The organism is Streptomyces sp. YIM S03343, assembly GCF_054729195.1.
Genome location: NZ_JBPUKX010000002.1, coordinates 282,598 through 303,663, shown reverse-complemented (window position 1 = coordinate 303,663; position 21,066 = coordinate 282,598). Strand labels below are relative to the sequence as shown.

Sequence of the window (21,066 nt, the reverse complement as noted above, 5' to 3'; positions counted from 1 at the left end):
CATAAACTGTCTAGACAGTCTATACAGGCGAAGATGGTGTTGTCGTCAGGCCCGGCACGGACCCGCGACGAACACCCGACCCGGAGGACGACGCCCGCCATGGCCGCACCGCAGCCCCTGTACGAACGCATCGAGAAGCAGTTGCGCCGCCGCCTGGCCGACGCGGACGACGGCGATCCGTTCCCCTCGGAGCCGCGGCTGGCCGAGGAATTCGGCGTCTCACGCATGACCGTGCGGGCGGCTCTGGCACGGCTGGAACGCGACGGCCTGCTGGAACGTGTGCCCGGCCGGGGCAGCTTCGTCCGGAAGGCCGCCGCCGCACGCCCCGTCGGCACCCTGCTCAGCTTCCACGACCAGGCACTCGCGGCGGGCAGAACACCACGCTCCCGCGTCCTGGAGGCCGGCCTGCGTCCCGCCACACCGCCCGAGGCCGCCGCGCTGTACCCGGCAGACCCCGGTGAAGACGCGACCGTGATCGCGATCAGCCGTGTACGGTTCTTCGACGACCTGCCCGTCGCCATCGAGCACGCCACGTTCCCCGCGGCCCTCAAAACCCTGCTCACCGCAGATCTGGAGACCGGATCGCTCCACAACGCGCTGCGCCGGCTGGGCCTCCACCCGACCCTCGGCTCCTCCGTCCTGACGGCTCGCACCGCCGGTGACGACGCGCCCGAACTCGACGTGAGCGCCGCCACACCGATGCTCGTCGAGACACGCTCCATCACCGACCAGTACGGGGCCCCGCTGGAACACACGGTCAGCTCCTACGTGGCCCACCGCTACGCGCTCCAGGTCGACTTCTCCGTCGCCCTCCACGAGATCCCCTGACCGGATCTGGCGGGGCCGCAGCAAGTGACGCCACTCATAGCGGAGTTCGGTGAGCGGCGAGCCAGGTGTACGGGAGCCGGAGGGACGGGGTGTGACGTCAGGCCGCTCGTCGGGTGGGCTCGTCGGCATCCGGGACGGTGGTCTCCCGTGGGGGTGACGGGGCGGCCGGGGCCGCGCTGGGCAGCCGAAGTCCCTTGAGGGACAGGGCGTTGACAGCGACGATGAAGCTGGAGCCGGACATGGACAGTGCGGCGATCTCGGGGCGGAGGACAAGGCCGACGGCCGGTTCGAAGACGCCTGCGGCGATGGGCAGGGCAAGGGCGTTGTAGCCGATGGCCCAGCCGAGGTTCTGGCGCATCTTGCGCAGGGTGCCGCGGCCGATGCGCAGGGCCGTGGGCACGTCGAGGGGGTCGGATCGCATCAGGACCAGGTCGGCGGTCTCGATCGCGACGTCGGTGCCCGCGCCGATCGCGATGCCCAGGTCGGCCTGGGCCAGGGCGGGAGCGTCGTTGACGCCGTCGCCGACCATCGCCACCGTCCGGCCGGTGGCCTGGAGTTCGGAGACCTTGGCGGCCTTGTCGCCGGGAAGGACATCGGCGATGACGGTGTCGATGCCCAGTCGGTCGGCGATCCGCTCGGCGGTGGCCCGGTTGTCGCCGGTGAGCATGACCACCTCGACGCCGAGGGCGTGCAGTTCCCGCACGGCGGCGGCGGACGTGTCCCGGGGAGCGTCGGCGATACCGATCAGACCGGCCGCACGGCCGTCGACCGCGGCGATCACGACGGTGCGGCCCGTGGCGGCAAGTTCGTCCCGCTTCTTCGCCAACTCCGCGACATCGATGCCCTCGCGCTCGGCCAGGCGGCGATTGCCGATCACGATCCGGTGGCCGGCCACCTGCGCGACGGCGCCGTGGCCGGGGACGTTCTCGAAGGCGTCCGCGCGCAGGCCGATGAGTCCCTTCGCCTCGGCATGCCGTACGACGGCCTCCGCGAGGGGGTGTTCGGACTCCCGCTCGACCGCCGCCACCAGGCGGAGCAACTCGCTCTCGGTCATACGGCCTGCCGTGATGACGTCGGTCACCTCCGGCTCGCCCTTGGTGAGGGTGCCGGTCTTGTCCATCACGACCGTCTGGATACGGGCAGAGGTCTCCAGGCCCACGGCGTTCTTGAACAGCACGCCCCGCTTGGCCCCCAGTCCGGTGCCGACCATGATCGCGGTCGGCGTGGCCAGGCCGAGTGCGTCCGGGCACGTGATCACGACGACGGTGATGGCGAACAGCATCGCGGTGCCGAAGGAGCCGTCCGTCGCCAGCAGCCAGACGGCCAGGGTGGCGGCGCCGCCGATCAGTGCGACGAGGACCAGCCAGAACGCGGCGCGGTCGGCCAGCCGTTGGCCCGGCGCCTTGGAGTTCTGCGCCTGCTGGACCAGCTTGACGATCTGGGCCAGAGCGGTGTCCGACCCGACCTTGGTGGCGCGCACCCGCAGTGTGCCGTTGGCGTTGATGGTGGCGCCGACGACCGGGGCGCCGGGCTGCTTGTGCACGGGCAGGCTCTCGCCGGTGACCATCGACTCGTCGACCTCGCTGCTGCCCTCCTCGACCACACCGTCGACGGCGATCTTCGCGCCCGGGCGGACCAGCAGCAGGTCGCCGACCGCGATGTCGGCTGTGGGGACCTCGACGGGCTCGCCGTCGCGCAGCACCAGCGCCTTGGGCGGGGCCAGGTCGAGGAGTGTGCGGATCGCGTCGTTCGCACCGCCGCGGGCACGCATCTCGAACCAGTGGCCGAGCAGGACGAAGGAGGCCAGCACGGTGGCCGCCTCGTAGAAGACGTCCCCGCCGCCGGTGAGGGTGACGACCACGGAGTACAGCCAGCCGGAGCCGACGGCGACCGCGACCAGCACCATCATGTCGAGGGTGCGGGCGCGCAGTGCCCGCACGGCGCCGTCGAAGAAGATCGTGCAGGAGTAGAAGATCACGGGCAGGCTCAGCAGCAGCGCCCAGACGTCCTCGCGCAGCCCGAAGGGGACCGGTGCGTCGAGGCCGAAGACGTCCTCGCCGATCGGCGACCAGATCACGATGGGTATCGAGAAGAGCGCCGCGACCAGGAATCGGTTGCGCATGTCGGCCACCATGGCGTCCATGGACATGCCGCCGTGATCACCGTGGCCCATCACTGCGTGGGGTGATGGCACACCCGCCTCGTGCTCGTGGGCAGGGGGCCCGGCAGGAGGCGCCGGTGCGGTGAGGGCCGGTGGATCGGGCTCGGCCATCGGGTCGCACACATGGGCCGGGACGGACTGCCCCGCGCAGTGGTAGCCGCACTCCTCCACCCAGCGCCGCAACTCGGTCAAGGATGTGCGGCGCGGGTCGAAGACCACCGTCGCGGTCTGCCCCACCGGATTGGCCTCGACATCGAGCACCCCTGGGCGTCGAAGCAGGACCGCGGTGACGGTGCTCTGCTGGGAGGCCCAGCCGAGTCCGCGTACGTCGAGCACAGCGGTACTGCGTTCCTTCGGCGGGGGTGCCGGCTGCGGCTGCGAGGGACCGCCGTGATGCGAGTGGCCGGCATGTTCCTCGTGGTGGTCGTGCACAGTCACTTCTCCCTCGGCCGATCGTGTCGCGGGCGGGCGTGAAGAAGGTGCCTGGAAACATTGTGGCGCCGTGCGGGCTCATGGGCTTCGGGCGGCGCCACGTGGTGCCATGTGGCGCCACACGCCTGGGCCGCAACAGCTGCCTTCCTCACTGCACGGCCGGGTCGCGCATCCAGCCCCATCCGACGTGCGCTGCGCCATTGAGTCGGATTATGTGACGAGTGGCAACTCTCTGTGACTGTTGTGTGGCCGCGGGACGGTCGCACAACGCTGAGGAGGTACAACCCAGATGAAGCTTGTTTTCGCTTCGCGTCTCGCGGCGGTGGCCGTGACCGCGGCGACAGCGATCATGGCGGTGGGCCAGACGGCGACCGCCGTGCCGGCCGGCGGGGACGGGAACCCGTTCCTCGGGCCGCTGAACACCGTCTCGACCGTTGCGTCGACGGTCCCGGCCAACGGCGACCTGAACCCGTACGGCACAGCCCTGATCGAGAAGACCGTAGGCGACCTGCAACGCGGCAACGTGCTGGTCAGCAACTTCAACAACGCGGCGAACCAGCAGGGCACGGGGACCACGCTCGTGCAGGTCAGCCCGCAGGGCACGACCACGCTGTTCGCCCAGATCGACCCCCAGAACCTGCCGGGAGCGTGCCCGGGCGGCGTGGGCCTGACCACGGCACTATCCGTCCTGCCGGGCGGCTGGGTGGTCGTAGGCAGTCTGCCCACGGCCGACGGCACCTCCGCCACGGCGCAGGCGGGCTGCCTGCTCGTGCTGGACAGCCACGGAACGGTCCGGGAGACCTTCAGCGGCCAGGGGATCAACGGTCCCTGGGACATGACCGCGAAGAGCAGCGGCGAAAAGACCGATCTGTTCGTCACCAACGTGCTCAACGGCACGGTCGCTGGCGGCGGCGACATCGTACGACAGGGCACCGTGCTGCGGATCACCCTGCGTACCCACGGCAATCAGCCGCCGACCCGGATCGCCACGACCGAGATCGGGTCGGGCTTCGCCGAGAAGACAGACCCGGCTGCGCTCGTTATCGGACCGACGGGTGTCGGTCTGCGGGGAGAGACGCTCTACGTGGCGGACACCGTCGACAACCGCATCACCGCGATCCCGGACGCGCTCACCCGGCACACCAGCGCCGGCACCGGCCGGGTGATCACCACCGACCAGAACCTCAACGGCCCGCTCGGGTTGGCGATCACCCCGAAGGGCAACATCCTCACCACCAACGGCGGCGACGGCAAGATCGTGGAGACCACCCCACGCGGTGTCCAGGTGGCCGAGCGTACGCTCGACAGTGGCACCCCGCCGGGCGCGGGCGCACTGTTCGGGCTCGCGATCGCCCAGAAACCCGACCGGGTCTACTTCGTCGACGACGCGACCAACACGCTGAACCTGCTGAGCCGGCCCTGAACCTGCTGAGCCGACCCTGAACCCGTTTGCGCAGGGCCGATCCGGCCCTGCGTAAACCCAGGAGCACAGGCTCAGGAGCCGGCGGCTCCCTGGCCGCCGGGGTCCTACGGCTTCAGGATGCCGGCCAACTGTCTGACGTTCACTTCCTGCGGCCGCGGTCCGGGAGAAACGGGGCCGGTGCACCCTCCCGCCCCGGGGCCAATGGTCCCTGCCTGGCGTCCGCCCGCATGCCTACCATCGGATCATGTCCGACATGCGGCAGACGATCGGTCGGCTCGATGCCGTTCATCCCGACCGCGTTGGTCTCGGTCTGTGCGTCGCGACGCTGCGGCCGACGGGCGGGTGCATGGACCGCAAGCGTGAGAATCCCCTGCTTCGTGCGGACTTCCACGTCGTGCTGCTGTGCGCCGGCGGCTCGGGGGACCACGTGGTGGACCTGGCGACGCATCACCACCGGCCCGGGTCACTGCTGTGGATCCGCCCGGGCCAGGTCCACGAACGCCCGCCCGTGATCGAGGGAACGGCCGTCTGCTTCACCGACGACTTCCTGAGCGGCGAGATGCCCCTGCTCGTCGGGCCGTCGTCGTGGAACTTCGACCCGGCCGACCTGAGGGACGTACAGGCCCATCTCACGGTGCTCCAGAACGAGTACCGGCGCTATGTGTTCGGTCCGACCAGCAGGCGGCTCGCCACCGGCGAGCCGATGCTGCGCCACCTGCTGCTGGCGCTGCTGATGCGCATCGACCAGGTGCCGCCGCTCGACGAGGTCCGCCCCTTGCAACCGCACCCGGTGGCGCGAGCCTTCGTCGAGATGGTCGAGCGGTGCTTCCCGTCGATCCACACGGCCGAGGAGTACGCAGCCGTCCTCGGATACTCCCCGAGGACCATCGCGCGGGCGAGCGTCGAGGCCACCGGGCTGACGCCCAAGCAGGTCATCGACGCCCGGCTGGTCCTGGAGGGCCGTCGCCTGCTCGCCTACACCGACCTCTCGGTCTGCGCGGTGGGGCACCGCCTCGGCTTCGAGGACGCCGCCAACTTCTGCCGTTTCTTCGCCCGGGCCACGGGCATGTCCCCGGGCACGTTCCGAGCCTCGCACCGTTGGTGACCAGCCGCTCCCCGCGCCATCGGGCCGTGTCCGCAACCGACCACGACCGGTCCGGATCCCACCATGGTTCCCGCACTTCCGTGCCCTCCCGGTGAGCAGGCTGTGACGTGTCAGCCCGTACTGCCGCAGACCGCGGCAGCCGGACCAGGAACGCGGTGAGGACAGTGCGTTGACCAGAACAGTCGTGTGCGTCAAGTGGGTCGCCGACGAAGGCGAACTGAAGGTCGACCCCGCCACACGCGCGGTCGATGCCGGTCACGCACGCCGGAAGATCAGTGACTACGACCGCAACACCATCGAGGCGGCCCGGGTCGCCGCCGGTGAACTGGGCGGGGAACTCGTCGGCGTGACCTTCGGCGGGCGGGAGGCCAAGGGCGCGCTCAAGGACGTGCTCTCCCGTGGCGCGGACCGCGCCGTGCATGTGCTGGCCGACGGCGCCGCCCGCGTCGACGGCCACGTCACCGCGCACGCCCTGGCGGCCGGGATCGGCCGGGTCGGTGACGTGGGGCTGGTGCTGTGCACCGAGGGCGCGTCCGACACCTACGCCCACGAGACCGGCCCGCGGATCGGCGAGCTGCTCGGCTGGCCGGTCGTGACGAACGTGAGCAGCCTGACCGTGGACGCCGGACGGCTGCGCGCCACCCGGACCCTGGAACGGGAGACGGAGACCGTCGAGTGCGACCTGCCCGCCGTCGTCACCGTCGTACCGGAGATCGGTCCGGCGCCCATCCCCGGCCTCAAATCGGTGATCGCCGCGGGCCGTAAACCCAGCGAACAAGTGCCCCTGGCCGAACTCGGCCTGCCGCCCGCTGCCGCCACCGCACGCACGACGGTGACGTCGCTGCTCGGCCTCGCCGACGGACGCAGGCGCGTGCTCATCGCCGACGGCGACGCGCACGAGAAGGTCGCCGCGCTGATGTCCGCTCTCACCCGGGAAGGGGTGCTCTGATGACCCGTGCCTTCGTCTTCTCCGAGGATGCGCGTCTGGCGGCCGAGCTGGTTACGACCGCGACCACCATCGCGGACCAGGTACACCTCGTCTGCCTCGGCGCACCGCCCGCGACGCCGCCCGCCGGCGTGACCTCCGTCGTGGTGCTGGAAGACCCGAGCGACGCGCTGTTCGATGGCGGTGTCCGCCCCGAGGCCTACGCCCCCGCTCTCGCCCGGCTGGCCGGCGATCGGCACGCCAACGCCGTACTGATCGGAGCGACGGTGAGCGGCCGGGAGATCGCCGCCAGGGTGGCGGCGATCCTCGGGCTCGGCCTGGTCAGCGAGGCCACGACGCTGGATTCCCTGCCGGACGGCACCTGGCGGAGCGAACGCGTCACCTATGCCGGGGCGACCGTCCAGACCGAGACCTGGCAGGGTCCGGCGGTCGTGACGATGGCGCAGGGCCAGCGCGGGGACCGGACGGCCGCCGCGGAGCCGGGCGCGGGCGGCGTACCTGTCGAGACCGTCCCGGTGCAGGCCGATACCCGTGTCCGCGTCGTCTCCCGCGCCGTCCGCGAGCAGGAGGCCGTCGACCTGGCCAACGCCGCCCGGATCGTCTGCGTCGGCATGGGCCTCGGAGCGAGTGCCGACCTCGAACTGGCCACCGGGCTGGCCGACGCGCTCGGCGCGGAGGTCGCGTGCACACGACCGGTCGCGGAGGACCGCGAGTGGCTGCCGGCCGAACGGTACATCGGGATCTCCGGGGTCCGGGTACGGCCCGACCTCTACCTCGGCCTCGGTGTCTCCGGTCAGGTCCAGCACACGGTCGGTATCCGCGACGCCAAGGTCGTCGTGGGGGTCAACACCGACCCGGACGCGACCTTGTTCGGGGTGAGCGACTACGCGGTGGTCGGCGACCTCCGCGAGATCGCGCCGCTGCTCACCGCCGCGGTCCGTGCCGCCCGCGCCGCCGGCCCGGACGCGCGGTCATGACCGCCGACGACGCCTTCGACGTGATCGTCGTCGGCGCGGGCCTGGCGGGCACCGCCTGTGCCTACCGGCTCGCGCAGGCCGGCCGGTCCGTGCTGCTCATCGAACGCGGGACCACCCCCGGGTCGAAGAATGTGAGCGGCGGCCGTCTGTACACCTACGCACTGGAACTGGTCGAGGCCGGGCTCACCTGCGAGGCACCGTGGGAACGGCGGGTCGTCCGCGAGCAGTTGATGCTGATGGACGCCGACAGGTCGATGACGATCTCGATCGCGGGCGCACCCGCACCCGACGGCGCCCCGCCCGCCTCGGTCACCGTGCTGCGCGCCGGATTCGACGAGTGGTTCGCCGCAAGGGCGGAGGAGGCCGGGGTGCTCCTCGCCCCGGGCATCCGCGTCGACTCCCTGCTGGAGGAGAACGGGCGGGTCACCGGCATCATGGCCGGCGGGGAGGCGATGCACGCCGGTGTCGTCGTCGCGGCCGACGGAGTCAACTCCTTCCTCGGCCGGGAGGCCGGTCTGGTCGGCGAACTGTCCGCCCGCGCGGTCGGCGTGGGCGTCAAGGAGACCATCGCACTCGACGCCTCGACGATCGAGAACCGCTTCGCCGTGGCCCCCGGCGACGGCGCCGCCACCCTGATGCTCGGGTGCACCCACGGCGTGCACGGGGGAGCGTTCCTGTACACCAATCGCGACAGCCTCTCACTGGGCGTCGTCGCCTCACCCGAGCAACTCCCGGCGTCGGGCCGCACGATCCATGCGATGCTCCAGGACCTCAAGGCACACCCGGCAGTCCAGCCGCTCATCGACGGCGGCAGCACGGTCGAGTACTCGGCGCACCTGGTGCGTGAGGACGGCTGGCGCGGGGTGCCCAAGAGGCTGGCCCGGGAAGGCTTCCTGATGACCGGCGAGGCCGCCGGATTCGTGATGAACCTCGGATACACCGTGCGCGGTATGGACCTCGCGCTCGTCTCCGGTGTGGCCGCGGCCGAGGCGATCGAGGCGGGCGGAGACCTCGAACCCGCCTACCACGCGGCCCTGGACCGGACGGGCCTGACAGCGGCCATGAAGGCCACCGACGGCTACACCGACCTGCTGCACATCCAGCGCCTCTACCAGGCCTACCCCGGGCTCGCCCTCGACGTCGCCGAATCGGTCTTCACCGTGGCCTCCGGCCGGCCCCGCCGACTCCGCCGTCAGGTCAAGGAAGCGCTGCGCAGACGGAAGGTGCCGCTGCGCACGGTGCTGCGCGACGGCGTCACAGGGATGAGGGCGCTATGAGCACGACCGACCGCCTCACCGCCGCCGACCTGCTGGGCCGCAACACCTTCGACGTGGACGAGGAGGAAGCGCACATCGTCCTCGACCCCGCGATCTGCGCCACCTGCACGACCAGACCGTGCCTGTCCGTGTGTCCCGCACAGCTCTACGCGCTCGGCGCCGACGGCCAGATCACCTTCGACCACGCCGGCTGTCTCGAATGCGGCACCTGCCGGGTGGTCTGCGTCACCGGCGGCATCGTGCGCTGGACCTACCCGCGCGGTACGTACGGCGTCACCTACCGGCGCGGCTGACGGCCCGACCGACGCGGGCTCTGCGCCCGCGCCGGGCTCCGTCCGCCCAACGCCCTGATCAGCACAGCCAGCGATACAGCCAAGGAGCACGACGATGTGGTACCTCACCGAGGACCGTGCAGCGATCCTCTCCAGCGTCAAGGAGTTCATCAAGGAGGAGGTGGCTCCGGTCGCCCAGGAGATCGACCGCAGCAATGAGTTCCCGCTCGCGCTGTTCAAGCGCGCCGGTGAACTCGGCCTCCTGGGGATCACCGTGCCCGAGGACCTCGGCGGGCTGGGCGCGGACCAGACCACCCACGCGCTGGTACTGGAGGAGATCGCCAAGACCCTGCCGGTCCTCACCGTGGCGATGGGGGCGCACAGCCTGCTCGCCGGCGGTCTGATCGAGATGCTCGGGACCCCCGACCAGAAGAAGCAGTACCTCGTCCCCGCCGCTTCGGGGACGACCGTCCTGGCCTGCGGATCCACCGAGGCCGTCGGCGGGGACAACCAGGCCGAGTTCAAGACGCGCGCCGTGCTCGACGGCGACGAGTGGGTCCTGAACGGGGGCAAGGTCCTCATCTCCAACATCGGGGTCGCCGACGTGTACGTCGTCGTCGCGGTCACCGCCGACCACGTCGACCCGGTCACCAAGGCGGGCCTGAGCGCGTTCATCGTCCCGGCCGGCACCCCGGGGCTCGGCATCGGCAAGGCCGAGCACAAGCTGGGCTGGCACGGCTCGGCGACGGGCTCCATCTCCTTCACCGACTGCCGCATCCCGAAGGAGAACCTGCTCGGCCCGCTCGGCGGCTGCCTCCAGGCGATGTTCGTCAGCGCGACCGCGGAGTTCCTGAGCTGCGGCCCCGTCAGTCTCGGCATCGCCGAGGGCGCGTACGACATGGCCCTCACCTACAGCCTCCAGCGCGAGCAGCAGGGCAAGTCGCTCTTCGACCGGTTCCAGGTGACACGGCACAAGCTGGTGCGGATGTACGCCGAGATCGAGTCGCTGCGGGCCCTGGTGTACTCGACCTACGCCGAGCGCGACCGCGGCGAACTGTGCCTCGCCGAGGGCCGCCTGCTCAAGGTCAAGGGAGCGGAGGTCTCGGAGTACGTCGCCCGCGAGGCCATCCAGCTCTACGGCGGCGTCGGCACCGTCGTCGACACCGGCGTCGAGCGGTACTGGCGCGACGCGAAGGTCATGGCGATCGGAGGCGCGTCGGTCGAGGCCCTGACGGACGTCATCGCGGCCCTCATCAAGCGGCAGCACGCGTAGCGCAATCGCGCCCCTCAACGTTCAGTGCCCCTCAACGTTCAAAGGAGAACGTCATGCAGGACTATGGCAACAAGGTCGTCGCCGTCACCGGTGCGGCCAACGGCCTCGGCAGAGAACTCGCCCGGCGGTTCGCCGATGCGGGAGCCAGGCTGGCACTCGCCGACATCGACGCCGAGAACCTCGAGGCACTCCGCGCCGAACTGGCGCCGAGCGGCGCGGACATCCTCACGGCGGTCTTCGACGTGCGCGACGCCGAGGCCATGGAGGACTTCGCACGCCGGACGTACGGTACCTACGGCGCGGTCGACCTGTTCTTCAACAACGCCGGCGTCATCTCGGTGGGCACGATCTGGGAACAGCCCATGTCGGACTGGGACTGGCTGCTCGACGTGAACGTCAAGGGCATGGTGCACGGCATCAAGGCGTTCGTGCCCCGGATGATCGCGCAGGACACCGTGTGCCGGATCGTCGACACCGCCTCGATCGCCGGACTGCTCACGGTGGAGAACTCCCCGGCGTACGTCGCGAGCAAGTTCGCGGCGCTGTCGATGACCGAGGTGCTCGACCTTCAGCTCCAGGCCGCCGGCTCCAAGGTCACGGCGCATGTGGTGTGCCCCGGCATAGTCCAGACCGACCTCGACAACTGCCTGCGCCACCGTGACCCGGACACCTACGACGCGGACGACCCGTACTACAAGACCGAGGACTACCAGTCCAAGTTCGCCGTGGTCACCCAGTCCGTACCGATCGGCATGCCGGTCGCCGACGCGGTGAGCGTCATCATCGACGAGCTGGAGAAGGGCACCTTCTACATTCTCACCCACCCGATGTACAACCCTGCGGTCACCGGCCGGGCCACCGCCGTCATCGCGGGCACCCGCCCGACGCGCGTCGCACGCTGACCCACCGCCCACCGCAACGGAAGACGGCTGCTGTGTACCCGTACGAGAAGAAGTACGACCACGTCGTGACCACCGAGAAGGACGGTCACATCGCGACGATCACCTTCGACTGCCCCGAGAACATGAACCGCCTGTGCGAGCAGGTGATCGACGAGTTCGGCGCGGCCCTGGACGACGCCCACTGGGACGAGGACATCCGCGTCATCATCCTGCGGGGCAACGGCCCGGTGTCCTTCGGCCCCGGTGATCTCGACATCATCAGGACGAAGCTCGCCAAGAACCTGACCGCCGCACGCGAGGTCATGTACGAGATCGCGGGCCTGATCAAGAAGATGTACACGATCCCGACGCCGATCATCGGCCTGGCCGAGGGAGCGTGCCTGGGCGGCGGCTGCAACCTGCTGCTGTCCAGCGACGTCGTCATCGCCTCGGAGACGGCGTACTTCCACGAACTGTTCGTGGACTACGCCCTGACCCCGGACACCGGCGGTCTGTGGGCCTTGCAGCGACTGGTCGGGCCGATGCGTGCCAAGGCGATCTGCATGCAGGGCGACCCGGTCCCGGCCAAGGAGGCCGCGGACCTCGGCATGGTCTACCAGGTCGTCCCCGCCGACTCCGCCTACGAGCAGGCCCGTACCCTGGCTGCGAAGATCGCCGCGAAGTCGCCGGTGGGCATCAACCACATCAAGCAGATATCCAACCGTCTGCACGACTACTCGATGGACACCTACTTCCAGATCGAAGGCGACTACCTCGCCCTGGGCGCGCTGAGCGCGGACTTCCAGGAGACCAACATCGCCGCAGCGCAGAAGCGGCCGCCCGTCTACAAGGGGTACTGAGGGCGCTGAGGGCACTGGTCATTTGATGGCCTGTCAGGTGCGCGCAGCCGGTCAGTGACCGCACAGGGCCAGGACCCCGACCGGAGTCCTGGCCCTCCTGGCGGTGCCGTACACCTCGAAGCCGTTCAGGCCCAGCGGGTTGGAGTTGCCGAGCCTGTGGGCCGTCATACGGACCCAGCGGGCGCTGACCGGTCGCGGCAACTGGATGTTCACGACCCCACCGGTGCCGGCGGTCGTGCGGTACACACTGGTCCACGCGCTGTGGTCCAGGGACGTCTCGACGACGAACTCGACGGCGTAACTCGACAGGATCTCCTTGCCCGTGGTGCCGTCGGCCCAGTTGCCGCTCGCGGGCGGGACGAAGACCGGATCACTCGCGTCGGCCTCGAAGGCGAGCCGTATCCAGGTGACCTGGCAGGCGGCCTGGAGGTCGACGGATATCCACTGCAGATCACCGGCCCCCGCACGCCACCCGGTGCCCTGCACACCGGGGGCGGCGATCCCGTCGACCGCGAAATCGCTCGGGGTGGGGGCATAGGCGGTCGAGGAGACCTGCACAGGACGGTATGCGGCCGGTTCGTTCGTGGACGTCGGCGTGCCGAAGCCGGCCAGAAGGGTCGAGCCGCCGATGACGATCGATCGCCGGGAAGGGAAGGGCAGCGGATGTGGCTGATCTGCCATGAGAGGGACGTCCAATCACATAACGGTGCCAGCAAAGCCTGGATGGCAACGTTGTCACCTGAATGACAACGTTGTCAAGACTGTGGCGCGCGGTAGATCTTGTCAAGACTCTTGGTGATGCCCGAAGAGCATTGCGAACACCGGCGTCGGACGCCGGCGGGAATCCGACCCGGCGTTCGACCTACTGGTGCGTCGTCGAACGCCTGCGGACGTCGGCCTAGAGGCTGCCGAAATCGGGAAGGGTGATCGAGCCGTCGTCGGCGAGGGGGATTCCGGGATTGTGCGCGATCTCCCAGGCGTGGCCGTCGGGATCGACGAACGCACTGGAGTAGAACCCGATGGCGTTGACGGCCGCGGGCTTGGTGATGGTCCCGCCTGCCCGTTCCGCTGCCGCGAGCAGAGCATCCACCTCGGCGTCGGACCGGACGTTGTGGGCCAGGGCGATCCCGCTGAAACCGGCCGCCCGACCTGGCTCCAGGCCGCAGTCCCTCGCGAGTTTGTCACGATCCCACAGGACGAATCCCAGGCCGCCTGCCTGGAAGAAGACAGTCTCCTCGACTTCCTGTCCCTGCCAGCCCAGGGCCTCGTAGAAACCCTTGGCGCGAGCGAGATCGGAGACGCCCAGCGTGACCAGAGTGATGCGCTGTTCCATGCGATCACGGTACTTCGCCCCGGCGACGGCCGGGTCATGAACGCGTGACGTTCCCGACCGTCGTGTGCAGGTCCGTCTCGCCGACTACCAGCGGTGGCAGGGGAGTTGCGGTGGCGGGGTTGAGGGAGTCGAAGAGCAGGGCGATGAAGCGGGCGCGCAGTGAGGGCGGGGTGCCGGGCAGGGCCAGGCCGGCGACGGCCATGACGAGGAAGTGGGGGATGTCCTCGGCGGTGAGGTCGGAGCGGATCTCGCCCTGCTGCTGGGCGTGTTCGAGAAGCGGTTGGAGTGAGGCGCTGAAGCGCTGCAGAACGTTGACGGCGACGTCGGCGAAGTTGCTGGCGAAGGTCACCAGACCTCGTTCCTGAGTGATCAGGTCGAGCAGGCGCAGGGCGATGCTCTGGAGCTCCTGGCGCGGATGGGGTGCGTGGGATGCGTCGGACGCTTGCTCGACCATGGGCAGCAGGTCGGTCTCCAGGATGTCGTCGAGGACGGCCCGGACGATGGCCTCGCGGTTGGGGAAGTGACGGTAGAGCGTCGCGATGCCCACGCCCGCCTCGGCGGCGATCTGCTCCAGCGAGCCGTCGCCCTTGCCCAGCACCGTGCGGCCTGCGGCCGTGATGCGCTCCACGCTCGATCGGGCGTCGACCCGGCGCCGGACGGCGCGCTCCTTCGCGGGTGTCATGCGTCTTCCTTCCCTCTGCCGGGGCCGGCCTCCGACCCACGATCATCGACCCTCGACCCTCGATAGAACTCTATCGCATTGATAGTTACCTATCGGTTTGATAGAACCCTCTCACTTAGCTTTTGTGGTGGTGGCGGCTGTCGGGCCGCCGAGGGATGGGGAGAGATCTGTGTCCGTGCTGCTGTACCGGCTGGGACGGTTCGCCTACGGCAAACCCTGGTACGTCATCGGAGGCTGGCTGGCCGTGGTGGCGGCCGTCGTAGGACTCCTGGTGGCCAACCCCGTCAAGCTCAGCAACGAGGTGCGCATCGACGGCACCCCGTCGCAGAAGGTCGTCGACGACCTGGCCGTGTCCCTGCCGGAGGCGTCGGGTGGGCAGGGCATGCTGGTGTTCAAGGCCCCGCACGGTGCCCGGATCGGCGACGCCGGCGTCCGGCCCGCCCTGCTGGCGGCCGTGGACGCCGTCTACCGGCAGGACCATGTGATCGACGCGAGGAAGGTCCTGGCCGCGGAGACCGCCAAGGGCGACAGCAGCCAACTGCTCGCCGCGGAGGCGGCGGTGGCCGGTGCGACCGGTACGTCCTCCCACGCGGGGCGGACCCCCGTACCGTTGACGGCGGACGGCCGGCCGGTGCCGGGAGTGGTCGTGTCCGCGGACGGTTCGACCGCGCTGATGCAGTTCCAGTTCGACGAGCAGACCTACGAGCTTCCCTCCGGCACGATCGACCACACCGTCGAGGCGGCCGAGCGGCACGCCGCACCCGGAGGCATCGAGGTCCTGCCGTCGGCGGCCATGATGGAGATACCCGAGATCGTCGGCGTCGGTGAGATCGTCGGTGTGGCCGTCGCCGCCCTGGTTCTGCTGGTCACCCTCGGATCGGTCGTGGCGGCGGGTCTGCCCCTGGTCATCGCTCTCGTCGGCGTCACGGTCGGGGTCGGCGGGGCCTTCGCCCTCTCCACCGTCTTCGAGATCCACTCGCTGACCGTGGTGCTGGCCCTCATGCTCGGCCTGGCCGTCGGCATCGACTACGCCCTGTTCATCGTCAACCGGGAGCGGCGGCTCATCCTTGACGACGGTCTGGACGCCCGCGAAGCCACCGGCCGTGCCATCGGTACGGCGGGCAGCGCGGTCTTCTTCGCCGGCAGCACCGTCATCATTGCCCTGGCCGGGCTGCTGGTCGTCCGGATCACTCTGCTCTCGGTCATGGCCGTCGTCGCGGCCGCCACCATCGCGATCGCCGTCCTGCTCGCCCTGACCCTGCTGCCAGCACTGCTGGGCCTGGTCGGGGAACGCGTCTGCTCCACCCGTACCTGGCACCGAGCCCGGCAGCGGCAGACGGGCAACAGCCATGGGCGGGCCGTGCGCTGGGGACGGCACCTGGTCTCGCACCGGCACGCCGCCCTCGCCGCCACGGTCCTGATCCCCGTGATCCTCGCGCTGCCCGCCGCCGACATGAAACTGGGCCTGCCCTCCGGCGCCAGCTACGACCCCGACAGCGGCCAGCGCCGTAGCTACGACCTGGTCAGCAAGGCCTACGGACCCGGCTACAACGGACCGCTCATGCTCGCCGTCGGCTCCACCACCGACGGCACCCCCCTCACCCCCACCGCCCTCGCCGCAGTGGCCACGGAACTCCAGGGCGTCAAGGGCACCGACTCGGTCTCGCTGGCGGCGATGAACTCCGCCGGCACCACAGCCGTCCTCGCTCTCCTCCCCGAGAGCGGTCCCAACGACGACGCGACCAAAACGCTCGTCACCGCCGTGCGGGACAGGGCCGCACACATCGGCAAAGCCGACGGCGTCACCGTGGGCGTCGCGGGCTTCACCGCGCTCGCCATCGATGTCTCCGACCGGCTCGGCGACGTCCTGCCCGTCTACGTGGGAACCGTCCTCGGCCTCTCCCTGGTCGTCCTTCTGCTGGTGTTCCGCTCCCTCCTGGTCCCCGTGACGGCCACACTCGGCTTCCTGCTCAGCATCGCCGCCACCTTCGGCCTCACCACGGCCGTCTTCCAGTGGGGATGGCTGCAACCCCTGATCGGCCTCGACGCCACCGCACCCGTCGTCAGTCTGCTCCCCGTCATCATCACCGGGGTCCTCTACGGGCTCGCCATGGACTACCAGATGTTCCTCGTGACCTCCATGCGCGAAGCCCACGTCCACGGCGCGAGCGCACTCGACGCCACCGTCACCGGCTTCGCCCGCGCCAGCTCCGTCGTCCTGGCGGCGGCCACCATCATGGTCAGTGTCTTCGCCGGATTCGTCTTCAACGCCCAGCCCATGATCAAGCAGGCAGGTTTCGCACTGGCCGTGGGAATCCTCATCGACGCCTTCGTCATCCGCATGACACTCATCCCGGCCACCATGGCCCTCACGCGGGAGAAGGCCTGGTGGATCCCCGCCTGGCTCGACCGCATCCTCCCCGACCTCGATGTCGAGGGCGACCGTCTCGCCACCAGGATCCCGGCCCCTCGCACCGAATCCGAAGAGCCACCCACCCCGGCGCAACAGGCCGCAACCCACCTCTGAGACCGGGACCTTCATGCCGTGCCGCGCTTGTACACCTCCGTGACGTTCGGGCGTGGGGCGGGGCGGTGATGGGCGGCGGGGCCTGCTGCGAAGCCGTGCAGGAGATTCTCCGTCGTACGGGTGACAAAGGCGCGGGTGCGGGAGTCCATACCGTGGTCGCGGCCTCCGGCGGGGGTGCCGGCCTTCAGGGCCTCCACCCATCGCATGGTGCCGGTCGCGAAGACGCCCGCGCCGCTGCTCGCGGTGTAGTACGCCGAGTCGCTGTTGCTGCGGCGGCCGTTGCACACCAGGGGGGAGTGGGCCGTTATCTCCAGGGGCTCGGGGACGGGTGCGCCCGGGGTGACCCGGTCGTACTCGACACCGACCAGATGGTCGAAGCTGTCGCCGGGGCGTACGCCCGTTCCCTCGTACAGCCAGTGATCCGGCGCGTGGACGACGTAGGGCGCGTCCGTGGGAAAGCCCTCGTAGAGGACACCCGTCAGCGACGACTCCGGGTCTGCCGCCGGGAGTTGGCGGAAGTCCGCCGTCACCAGGGAAGGGCGGTCGGGGTAGTAGGGATCGGTCCGGAAGGAGGACTTGTAACAGACCACGGTGCGCTCGGGACCTGTGTCGTCCCGCTCCAGGCGGATCCGGCGAAAGCACGTATTGGCGCCCAGGAAGGCCACGTTGGTGCCGGAGTCGCGGGCCCGGGTGACGTGATGACGCTGCTCGGGGGTCCAGTACTCGTCGTGGCCGAGGGAGACGACGGTGACCGCCCCGTCCAGCACCGAGGGGTCGCGGTGCACGTCCAGCCCCGTGGTGTACGCGAGGGGGATGCCGAGCCGTTCGGCGAGGACCACCGCCGTCAGCTCGTACACCATGAACTTCTCCGCGCCGTCGGAATCGTAGGGCCGGTCGAAGCTCACAGCGAGGGACCGGGCGGCGTACCCCCCTGAGGGGCCGTCGTAGAGGCTGTAGCCGCCCCACCGGTTGTACGCCTGCCAGGTGGCGGGCGCGTGCATCAGCACCGTGCGCCCCTTTCCCTCTGCGGAGCGCACTATCAGCGGGACGTAACGCTGGTGGCCGTCCTCCGAGTCGAGCCGCAGCAGATACGCGCCCTCAGGCCAGCCCTTCGTACACAAGGTGAGTGTGCGCTGCCAGTCCGCGCGGATCGTGCGGAGGGGGGCCAGGAGCTTCGGCCCCGTCTGGACACGGCCGGGTATGCGCCCAGACGACCAGACCAGCCGGGCGTCCGCCCCTTTGTACCAGCCGATGCGGAACGCCGAGACGCGGAAGGACGGGGCGGTCGTCGAGACGTACAGACCGCACTCCTCGCCCGGTGTGACGCTCACCCGGTCGGCGTACCCCATGACGGCCGTCGCGGGACCCTGCGAGCGGATACGCCAGTCGGGTGTCCCCGGAAGGTCCCGTTCCGCCTGTGGCTGGTGCGAAGTGCCTGCCCGGCGGTCGCCGACCGGAGGGGAGGGGTCGCAGCCGCCGGCCGCCGTCGAGGCGAGCCCGATGCCCGCGCATGCTGCGAGGACGGTTCTGCGGCGCAGCACCGACGGGTGTTCGGTCGGCTGTTGCGATCCCTGCCGCGGTGTCTCCTGCCCGTCGGGGCCCACGTCGCCTCCCGTGCGTCCGGCTCGACATCGCCTCCCCTGCGAGTCAGCCTTGCACGGTACGGCGAGGCACGCCCCGCTCGACCCGGTGCCGAGCCGGGGGTCAGGCTCTCAGCCGATCAGCTCACGGTAGGCGGCAGCGTCCAGGAGGTTGTCGGTGGTTGCGTCGGCCGCCGGCTTGATCTTGAAGAGCCAGGCATCGTACGCATCGTTGTTCACCTCCTCGGGAGCGTCGGCCACGTCCTCGTTGATTGCGACGACCTCGCCGGCGACCGGGCAGTAGATGTCGGACGCCGCCTTGACGGACTCCACGACGCCGATCGCGTCTCCGGCCTGCACCTGCTTGCCGACCTTGGGCAGCTCCAGGAAGACGATGTCGCCGAGCGTCTTCTGGGCGTGGTCGGTGATGCCGACGGTCACTGTGCCGTCCGCCTCACTCCGGATCCACTCATGCTCGTCGCTGTACTTGAGGCTGGCAGGGATGTTCGACATGTCAGTTTCCCTTCATGGACTCACGCTTGGTCGACGCTCGGCACAGATGATCAGCGGCAGTGTGCTACACCACCTGCCCGTCCAAGCGGATTCGGGCGACGCCACGCGCCACGCACCGACAGGGGACCCCCACACGGACGAAGCGCACGGGTGGGCGTGGGCAGGTGTGATCGGCGTCCTACGCGCGGCGGTCGACGAGCGGCAAGACCACAGGGGTGGCCGATCATGTTGAGTTGGCTGATGTCACAACTCAGATGACGCACACGGTACTTCTCATGTCACGGGCCGATCGGTTGGTGGCCGCGGCACCCGGGAATGCGGCCCATCGTCTCAAGCGGACGATTTGTTCAGGAAGGCCCGGGCCTTGCGTTCGACCAGCACCGGAACGAACTCGCGCACGGGCCGGTCTGTGAACGAGGCGTGTGCTTCGGCTACGGCCTCTTCGACCTCGGCTGCGCTGTGCGTCGTGCCGAAGGCGTTCTTCAAGCGTTCCGTGATCCCGCGGACGGCTTCGTCTTCGCGTCCCTGGTCAGCCACAGTGCCACCTGCCCGGAAGAGTACTTCTCAGTCTCCGCTGAGATATTTTGTACGGGATTACTCTGCGGTGATCATTGCATGCGGTACGCGAGCCCTCACCGGGAACCGGCCATGCCTGAGGGGCCTGGACGGCCTGGCCGACCGAGGTCATCGGCCGGTCGACGTCCGCCGCGGTGTCCAGGCGTACCGTCGTTCATGGTGAGCCGGGCAGCAGGCGGACGGCGTCGGTCGGCTTGAGGTGCTCCCGGGGACGCCGTACGCCCTGAGCGGCGAGGTCGCAGGTAGACGTCCCGGGCGGAGTGGAAGCGGGTCATCTCACCCTGGGCGCGGCGGAGCATTCGGACCCAACCGCAGCTCGTCTGGACCCTGGTGACGTCGCGTCATGTCACCGGTTGTGGGAAGGTGCGTGCGGCCGACGTCATGTTTCCGCCATGACCAGCTCATCGCACAGCCACCAGAACGAGGGGTGGTTGTCATTGACCCACCCCTCCGTGAACGTCCGGATTTGAAGCGGAGCCAGGTGTCGGCATCCCGGGGTCTTGGATTCTTACAGGGGCGGGCCCGCGAGGTGGGGGCCGGGGCGGTGGTGGGTGCGGGCGGCCAGGGCGGCGACGTCGTCCTCGGCGTGCCGGGCGTCGAAGCGGTCCAGCACCTCGCCGAGCAGTTGCTGGACCGTGCCGCCCGGCGTGGGGTGCAGCCGGGTCAGACGGGCGAGGGAGTCGTCGATGTCCTGGCCACGGCGTTCGACCAAGCCGTCGGTGAACATCAGGAGCGTTTCACCCAGTGCCAGGCGGTGGCTGGACATCTCGTAGCCTCCGAACCCTGTCCCCAGTGGGGGACCGGCCGGTAGGGACACCAGTTCTGCGCCCGGCCGGTAGGTGGCTGCCGGTAGGCTGCGGTCAGCCGTCGCGGGCAAAGGCGTGATGGGAAATCCGCTTCAATCTTCGAGATTGTGACCTCAAGGTCTGAGCCGGTTCGAGTCCGGTAGCCCGCGACGGTGCGATTCCGCCTGGATCCCGGCCTCCTTGACGGAAGCCTCCGGGCCGGCTCGCGCCGCGACGGCGCCCGGCGGGAATGCACCCGCCGGGCGCCGTCGCGGCGCGGACCTTCCGATTCTGCCCGCCCGGCCGTCAGTGGCCGTCGAGGTCGGTGGTGAGCAGGGCCGCGAGCTGGTCGAGGGCAGGGCCGGCCGCCTCGTCCTCCGAGGCGAGGATGACCTCCTCGCCCTCCTTGAGGCCCAGGCTCATCAGCATCAGCGTGCTGCTCCCCGAGACCGGGTTCCCGTCCGCCCGGCGGATGGTGATGCGATGGCTGGTCTCCGCCGCCGCGCGAGCGAAGGCGGCGGCGGGTCGGGCGTGCAGGCCCTGCGAGCACAATACGGTGGCGATGCGTTCCGGCATTTCCCATTCCTTGGGGGTGTCAGGGGGCGGGGGGTGTTTCTCGGTGCCGTTCCTTTCAC

General features: G+C 69.8%; 19 protein-coding genes and 1 pseudogene. 11 read left to right on the top strand and 9 right to left on the bottom strand.

All coding sequences use genetic code 11. The annotated features are described in order from the left end of the window. The first annotated feature begins 99 nt into the window (after positions 1–99). A complete protein-coding gene (locus ACSYGN_RS37140; protein WP_460404519.1) occupies positions 100–828 on the top strand; it encodes a GntR family transcriptional regulator in 729 nt (242 codons plus the stop codon). A gap of 97 nt (positions 829–925) precedes the next feature. On the opposite strand, the gene ACSYGN_RS37135 is transcribed toward ACSYGN_RS37140, so the two are convergent. Further along, complete coding sequence (locus ACSYGN_RS37135) at positions 926–3,427, bottom strand: heavy metal translocating P-type ATPase (protein ID WP_460404517.1); 2,502 nt, start codon at positions 3,425–3,427, stop codon at positions 926–928. Positions 3,428–3,710: 283 nt separating this feature from the next. Between ACSYGN_RS37135 and ACSYGN_RS37130 the strand changes: the two genes are divergently transcribed. The 9 genes from ACSYGN_RS37130 (at position 3,711) to ACSYGN_RS37090 (ending at position 12,435) form a co-directional block, all read left to right on the top strand. Continuing rightward, positions 3,711–4,844 (top strand): NHL repeat-containing protein, encoded by a 1,134-nt coding sequence (locus tag ACSYGN_RS37130; RefSeq protein ID WP_460404515.1) that lies wholly within the window; start codon positions 3,711–3,713, stop codon positions 4,842–4,844. 244 nt (positions 4,845–5,088) lie between these two features. Continuing rightward, the gene (locus ACSYGN_RS37125) at positions 5,089–5,949 is read left to right on the top strand and encodes a helix-turn-helix domain-containing protein (protein ID WP_460404513.1); all 861 of its coding nucleotides are present in this window, start codon (positions 5,089–5,091) and stop codon (positions 5,947–5,949) included. Between the two features lie 169 nt (positions 5,950–6,118). Next, a complete protein-coding gene (locus ACSYGN_RS37120) occupies positions 6,119–6,898 on the top strand; it encodes an electron transfer flavoprotein subunit beta/FixA family protein (protein WP_460404511.1) in 780 nt (259 codons plus the stop codon). Next, entirely contained in the window at positions 6,898–7,872 is a 975-nt protein-coding gene (locus tag ACSYGN_RS37115) for an electron transfer flavoprotein subunit alpha/FixB family protein (protein ID WP_460404509.1), read from the top strand. The genes ACSYGN_RS37120 and ACSYGN_RS37115 overlap by 1 nt, the downstream gene beginning before the upstream one ends. Beyond that, a complete protein-coding gene (locus ACSYGN_RS37110) occupies positions 7,869–9,149 on the top strand; it encodes an FAD-dependent oxidoreductase (protein ID WP_460404507.1) in 1,281 nt (426 codons plus the stop codon). Before ACSYGN_RS37115 ends, ACSYGN_RS37110 begins: the two co-directional genes overlap by 4 nt. Further along, positions 9,146–9,442: a ferredoxin family protein gene (locus ACSYGN_RS37105; RefSeq protein WP_460404505.1), complete on the top strand. Its 297-nt coding sequence runs from the start codon at positions 9,146–9,148 to the stop codon at positions 9,440–9,442. Before ACSYGN_RS37110 ends, ACSYGN_RS37105 begins: the two co-directional genes overlap by 4 nt. Positions 9,443–9,536: 94 nt before the next feature. Further along, positions 9,537–10,694 carry an acyl-CoA dehydrogenase family protein gene (locus tag ACSYGN_RS37100; RefSeq protein ID WP_460404503.1) on the top strand — a complete coding sequence of 386 codons (1,158 nt, stop codon included), beginning with the start codon at positions 9,537–9,539 and terminating at the stop codon, positions 10,692–10,694. Between the two features lie 53 nt (positions 10,695–10,747). After that, positions 10,748–11,596, top strand: coding sequence for an SDR family NAD(P)-dependent oxidoreductase (locus ACSYGN_RS37095; protein ID WP_460404501.1), 849 nt, complete (start codon positions 10,748–10,750; stop codon positions 11,594–11,596). 32 nt (positions 11,597–11,628) lie between these two features. Next, complete coding sequence (locus tag ACSYGN_RS37090; protein ID WP_460404499.1) at positions 11,629–12,435, top strand: enoyl-CoA hydratase/isomerase family protein; 807 nt, start codon at positions 11,629–11,631, stop codon at positions 12,433–12,435. 93 nt (positions 12,436–12,528) lie between these two features. On the opposite strand, the pseudogene ACSYGN_RS37085 reads toward ACSYGN_RS37090, so the two are convergent. The 3 genes and pseudogenes from ACSYGN_RS37085 to ACSYGN_RS37075 form a co-directional block, all read right to left on the bottom strand. Beyond that, a pseudogene (locus ACSYGN_RS37085) lies at positions 12,529–13,116 on the bottom strand (discoidin domain-containing protein); the annotation flags it as partial. A 217-nt stretch (positions 13,117–13,333) separates the two neighbouring features. Further along, positions 13,334–13,768: a VOC family protein gene (locus ACSYGN_RS37080; protein WP_460404497.1), complete on the bottom strand. Its 435-nt coding sequence runs from the start codon at positions 13,766–13,768 to the stop codon at positions 13,334–13,336. A gap of 34 nt (positions 13,769–13,802) precedes the next feature. Beyond that, positions 13,803–14,450, bottom strand: a complete 648-nt coding sequence (locus ACSYGN_RS37075; protein ID WP_460404495.1) for a TetR/AcrR family transcriptional regulator — start codon at positions 14,448–14,450, stop codon at positions 13,803–13,805. A gap of 169 nt (positions 14,451–14,619) precedes the next feature. On the opposite strand from ACSYGN_RS37075, the gene ACSYGN_RS37070 reads away from it, so the two are divergent. After that, positions 14,620–16,977: an MMPL family transporter gene (locus ACSYGN_RS37070; protein WP_460404493.1), complete on the top strand. Its 2,358-nt coding sequence runs from the start codon at positions 14,620–14,622 to the stop codon at positions 16,975–16,977. Between the two features lie 11 nt (positions 16,978–16,988). On the opposite strand, the gene ACSYGN_RS37065 is transcribed toward ACSYGN_RS37070, so the two are convergent. From ACSYGN_RS37065 to ACSYGN_RS37045, 5 genes are all read right to left on the bottom strand, one after another. After that, positions 16,989–18,581 (bottom strand): N,N-dimethylformamidase beta subunit family domain-containing protein, encoded by a 1,593-nt coding sequence (locus ACSYGN_RS37065; protein WP_460404491.1) that lies wholly within the window; start codon positions 18,579–18,581, stop codon positions 16,989–16,991. Between the two features lie 108 nt (positions 18,582–18,689). Then, positions 18,690–19,070, bottom strand: a complete 381-nt coding sequence (gene gcvH / locus ACSYGN_RS37060) for a glycine cleavage system protein GcvH (protein WP_460404489.1) — start codon at positions 19,068–19,070, stop codon at positions 18,690–18,692. 330 nt (positions 19,071–19,400) lie between these two features. Continuing rightward, on the bottom strand, positions 19,401–19,607 hold the full coding sequence (locus tag ACSYGN_RS37055; RefSeq protein ID WP_460404487.1) for a three-helix bundle dimerization domain-containing protein: 207 nt from the start codon (positions 19,605–19,607) through the stop codon (positions 19,401–19,403). A gap of 547 nt (positions 19,608–20,154) precedes the next feature. Further along, complete coding sequence (locus ACSYGN_RS37050) at positions 20,155–20,523, bottom strand: SpoIIE family protein phosphatase (protein ID WP_460404485.1); 369 nt, start codon at positions 20,521–20,523, stop codon at positions 20,155–20,157. A gap of 214 nt (positions 20,524–20,737) precedes the next feature. After that, a complete protein-coding gene (locus tag ACSYGN_RS37045; protein WP_460404483.1) occupies positions 20,738–21,007 on the bottom strand; it encodes an HPr family phosphocarrier protein in 270 nt (89 codons plus the stop codon). Between the last annotated feature and the right edge of the window lie 59 nt (positions 21,008–21,066).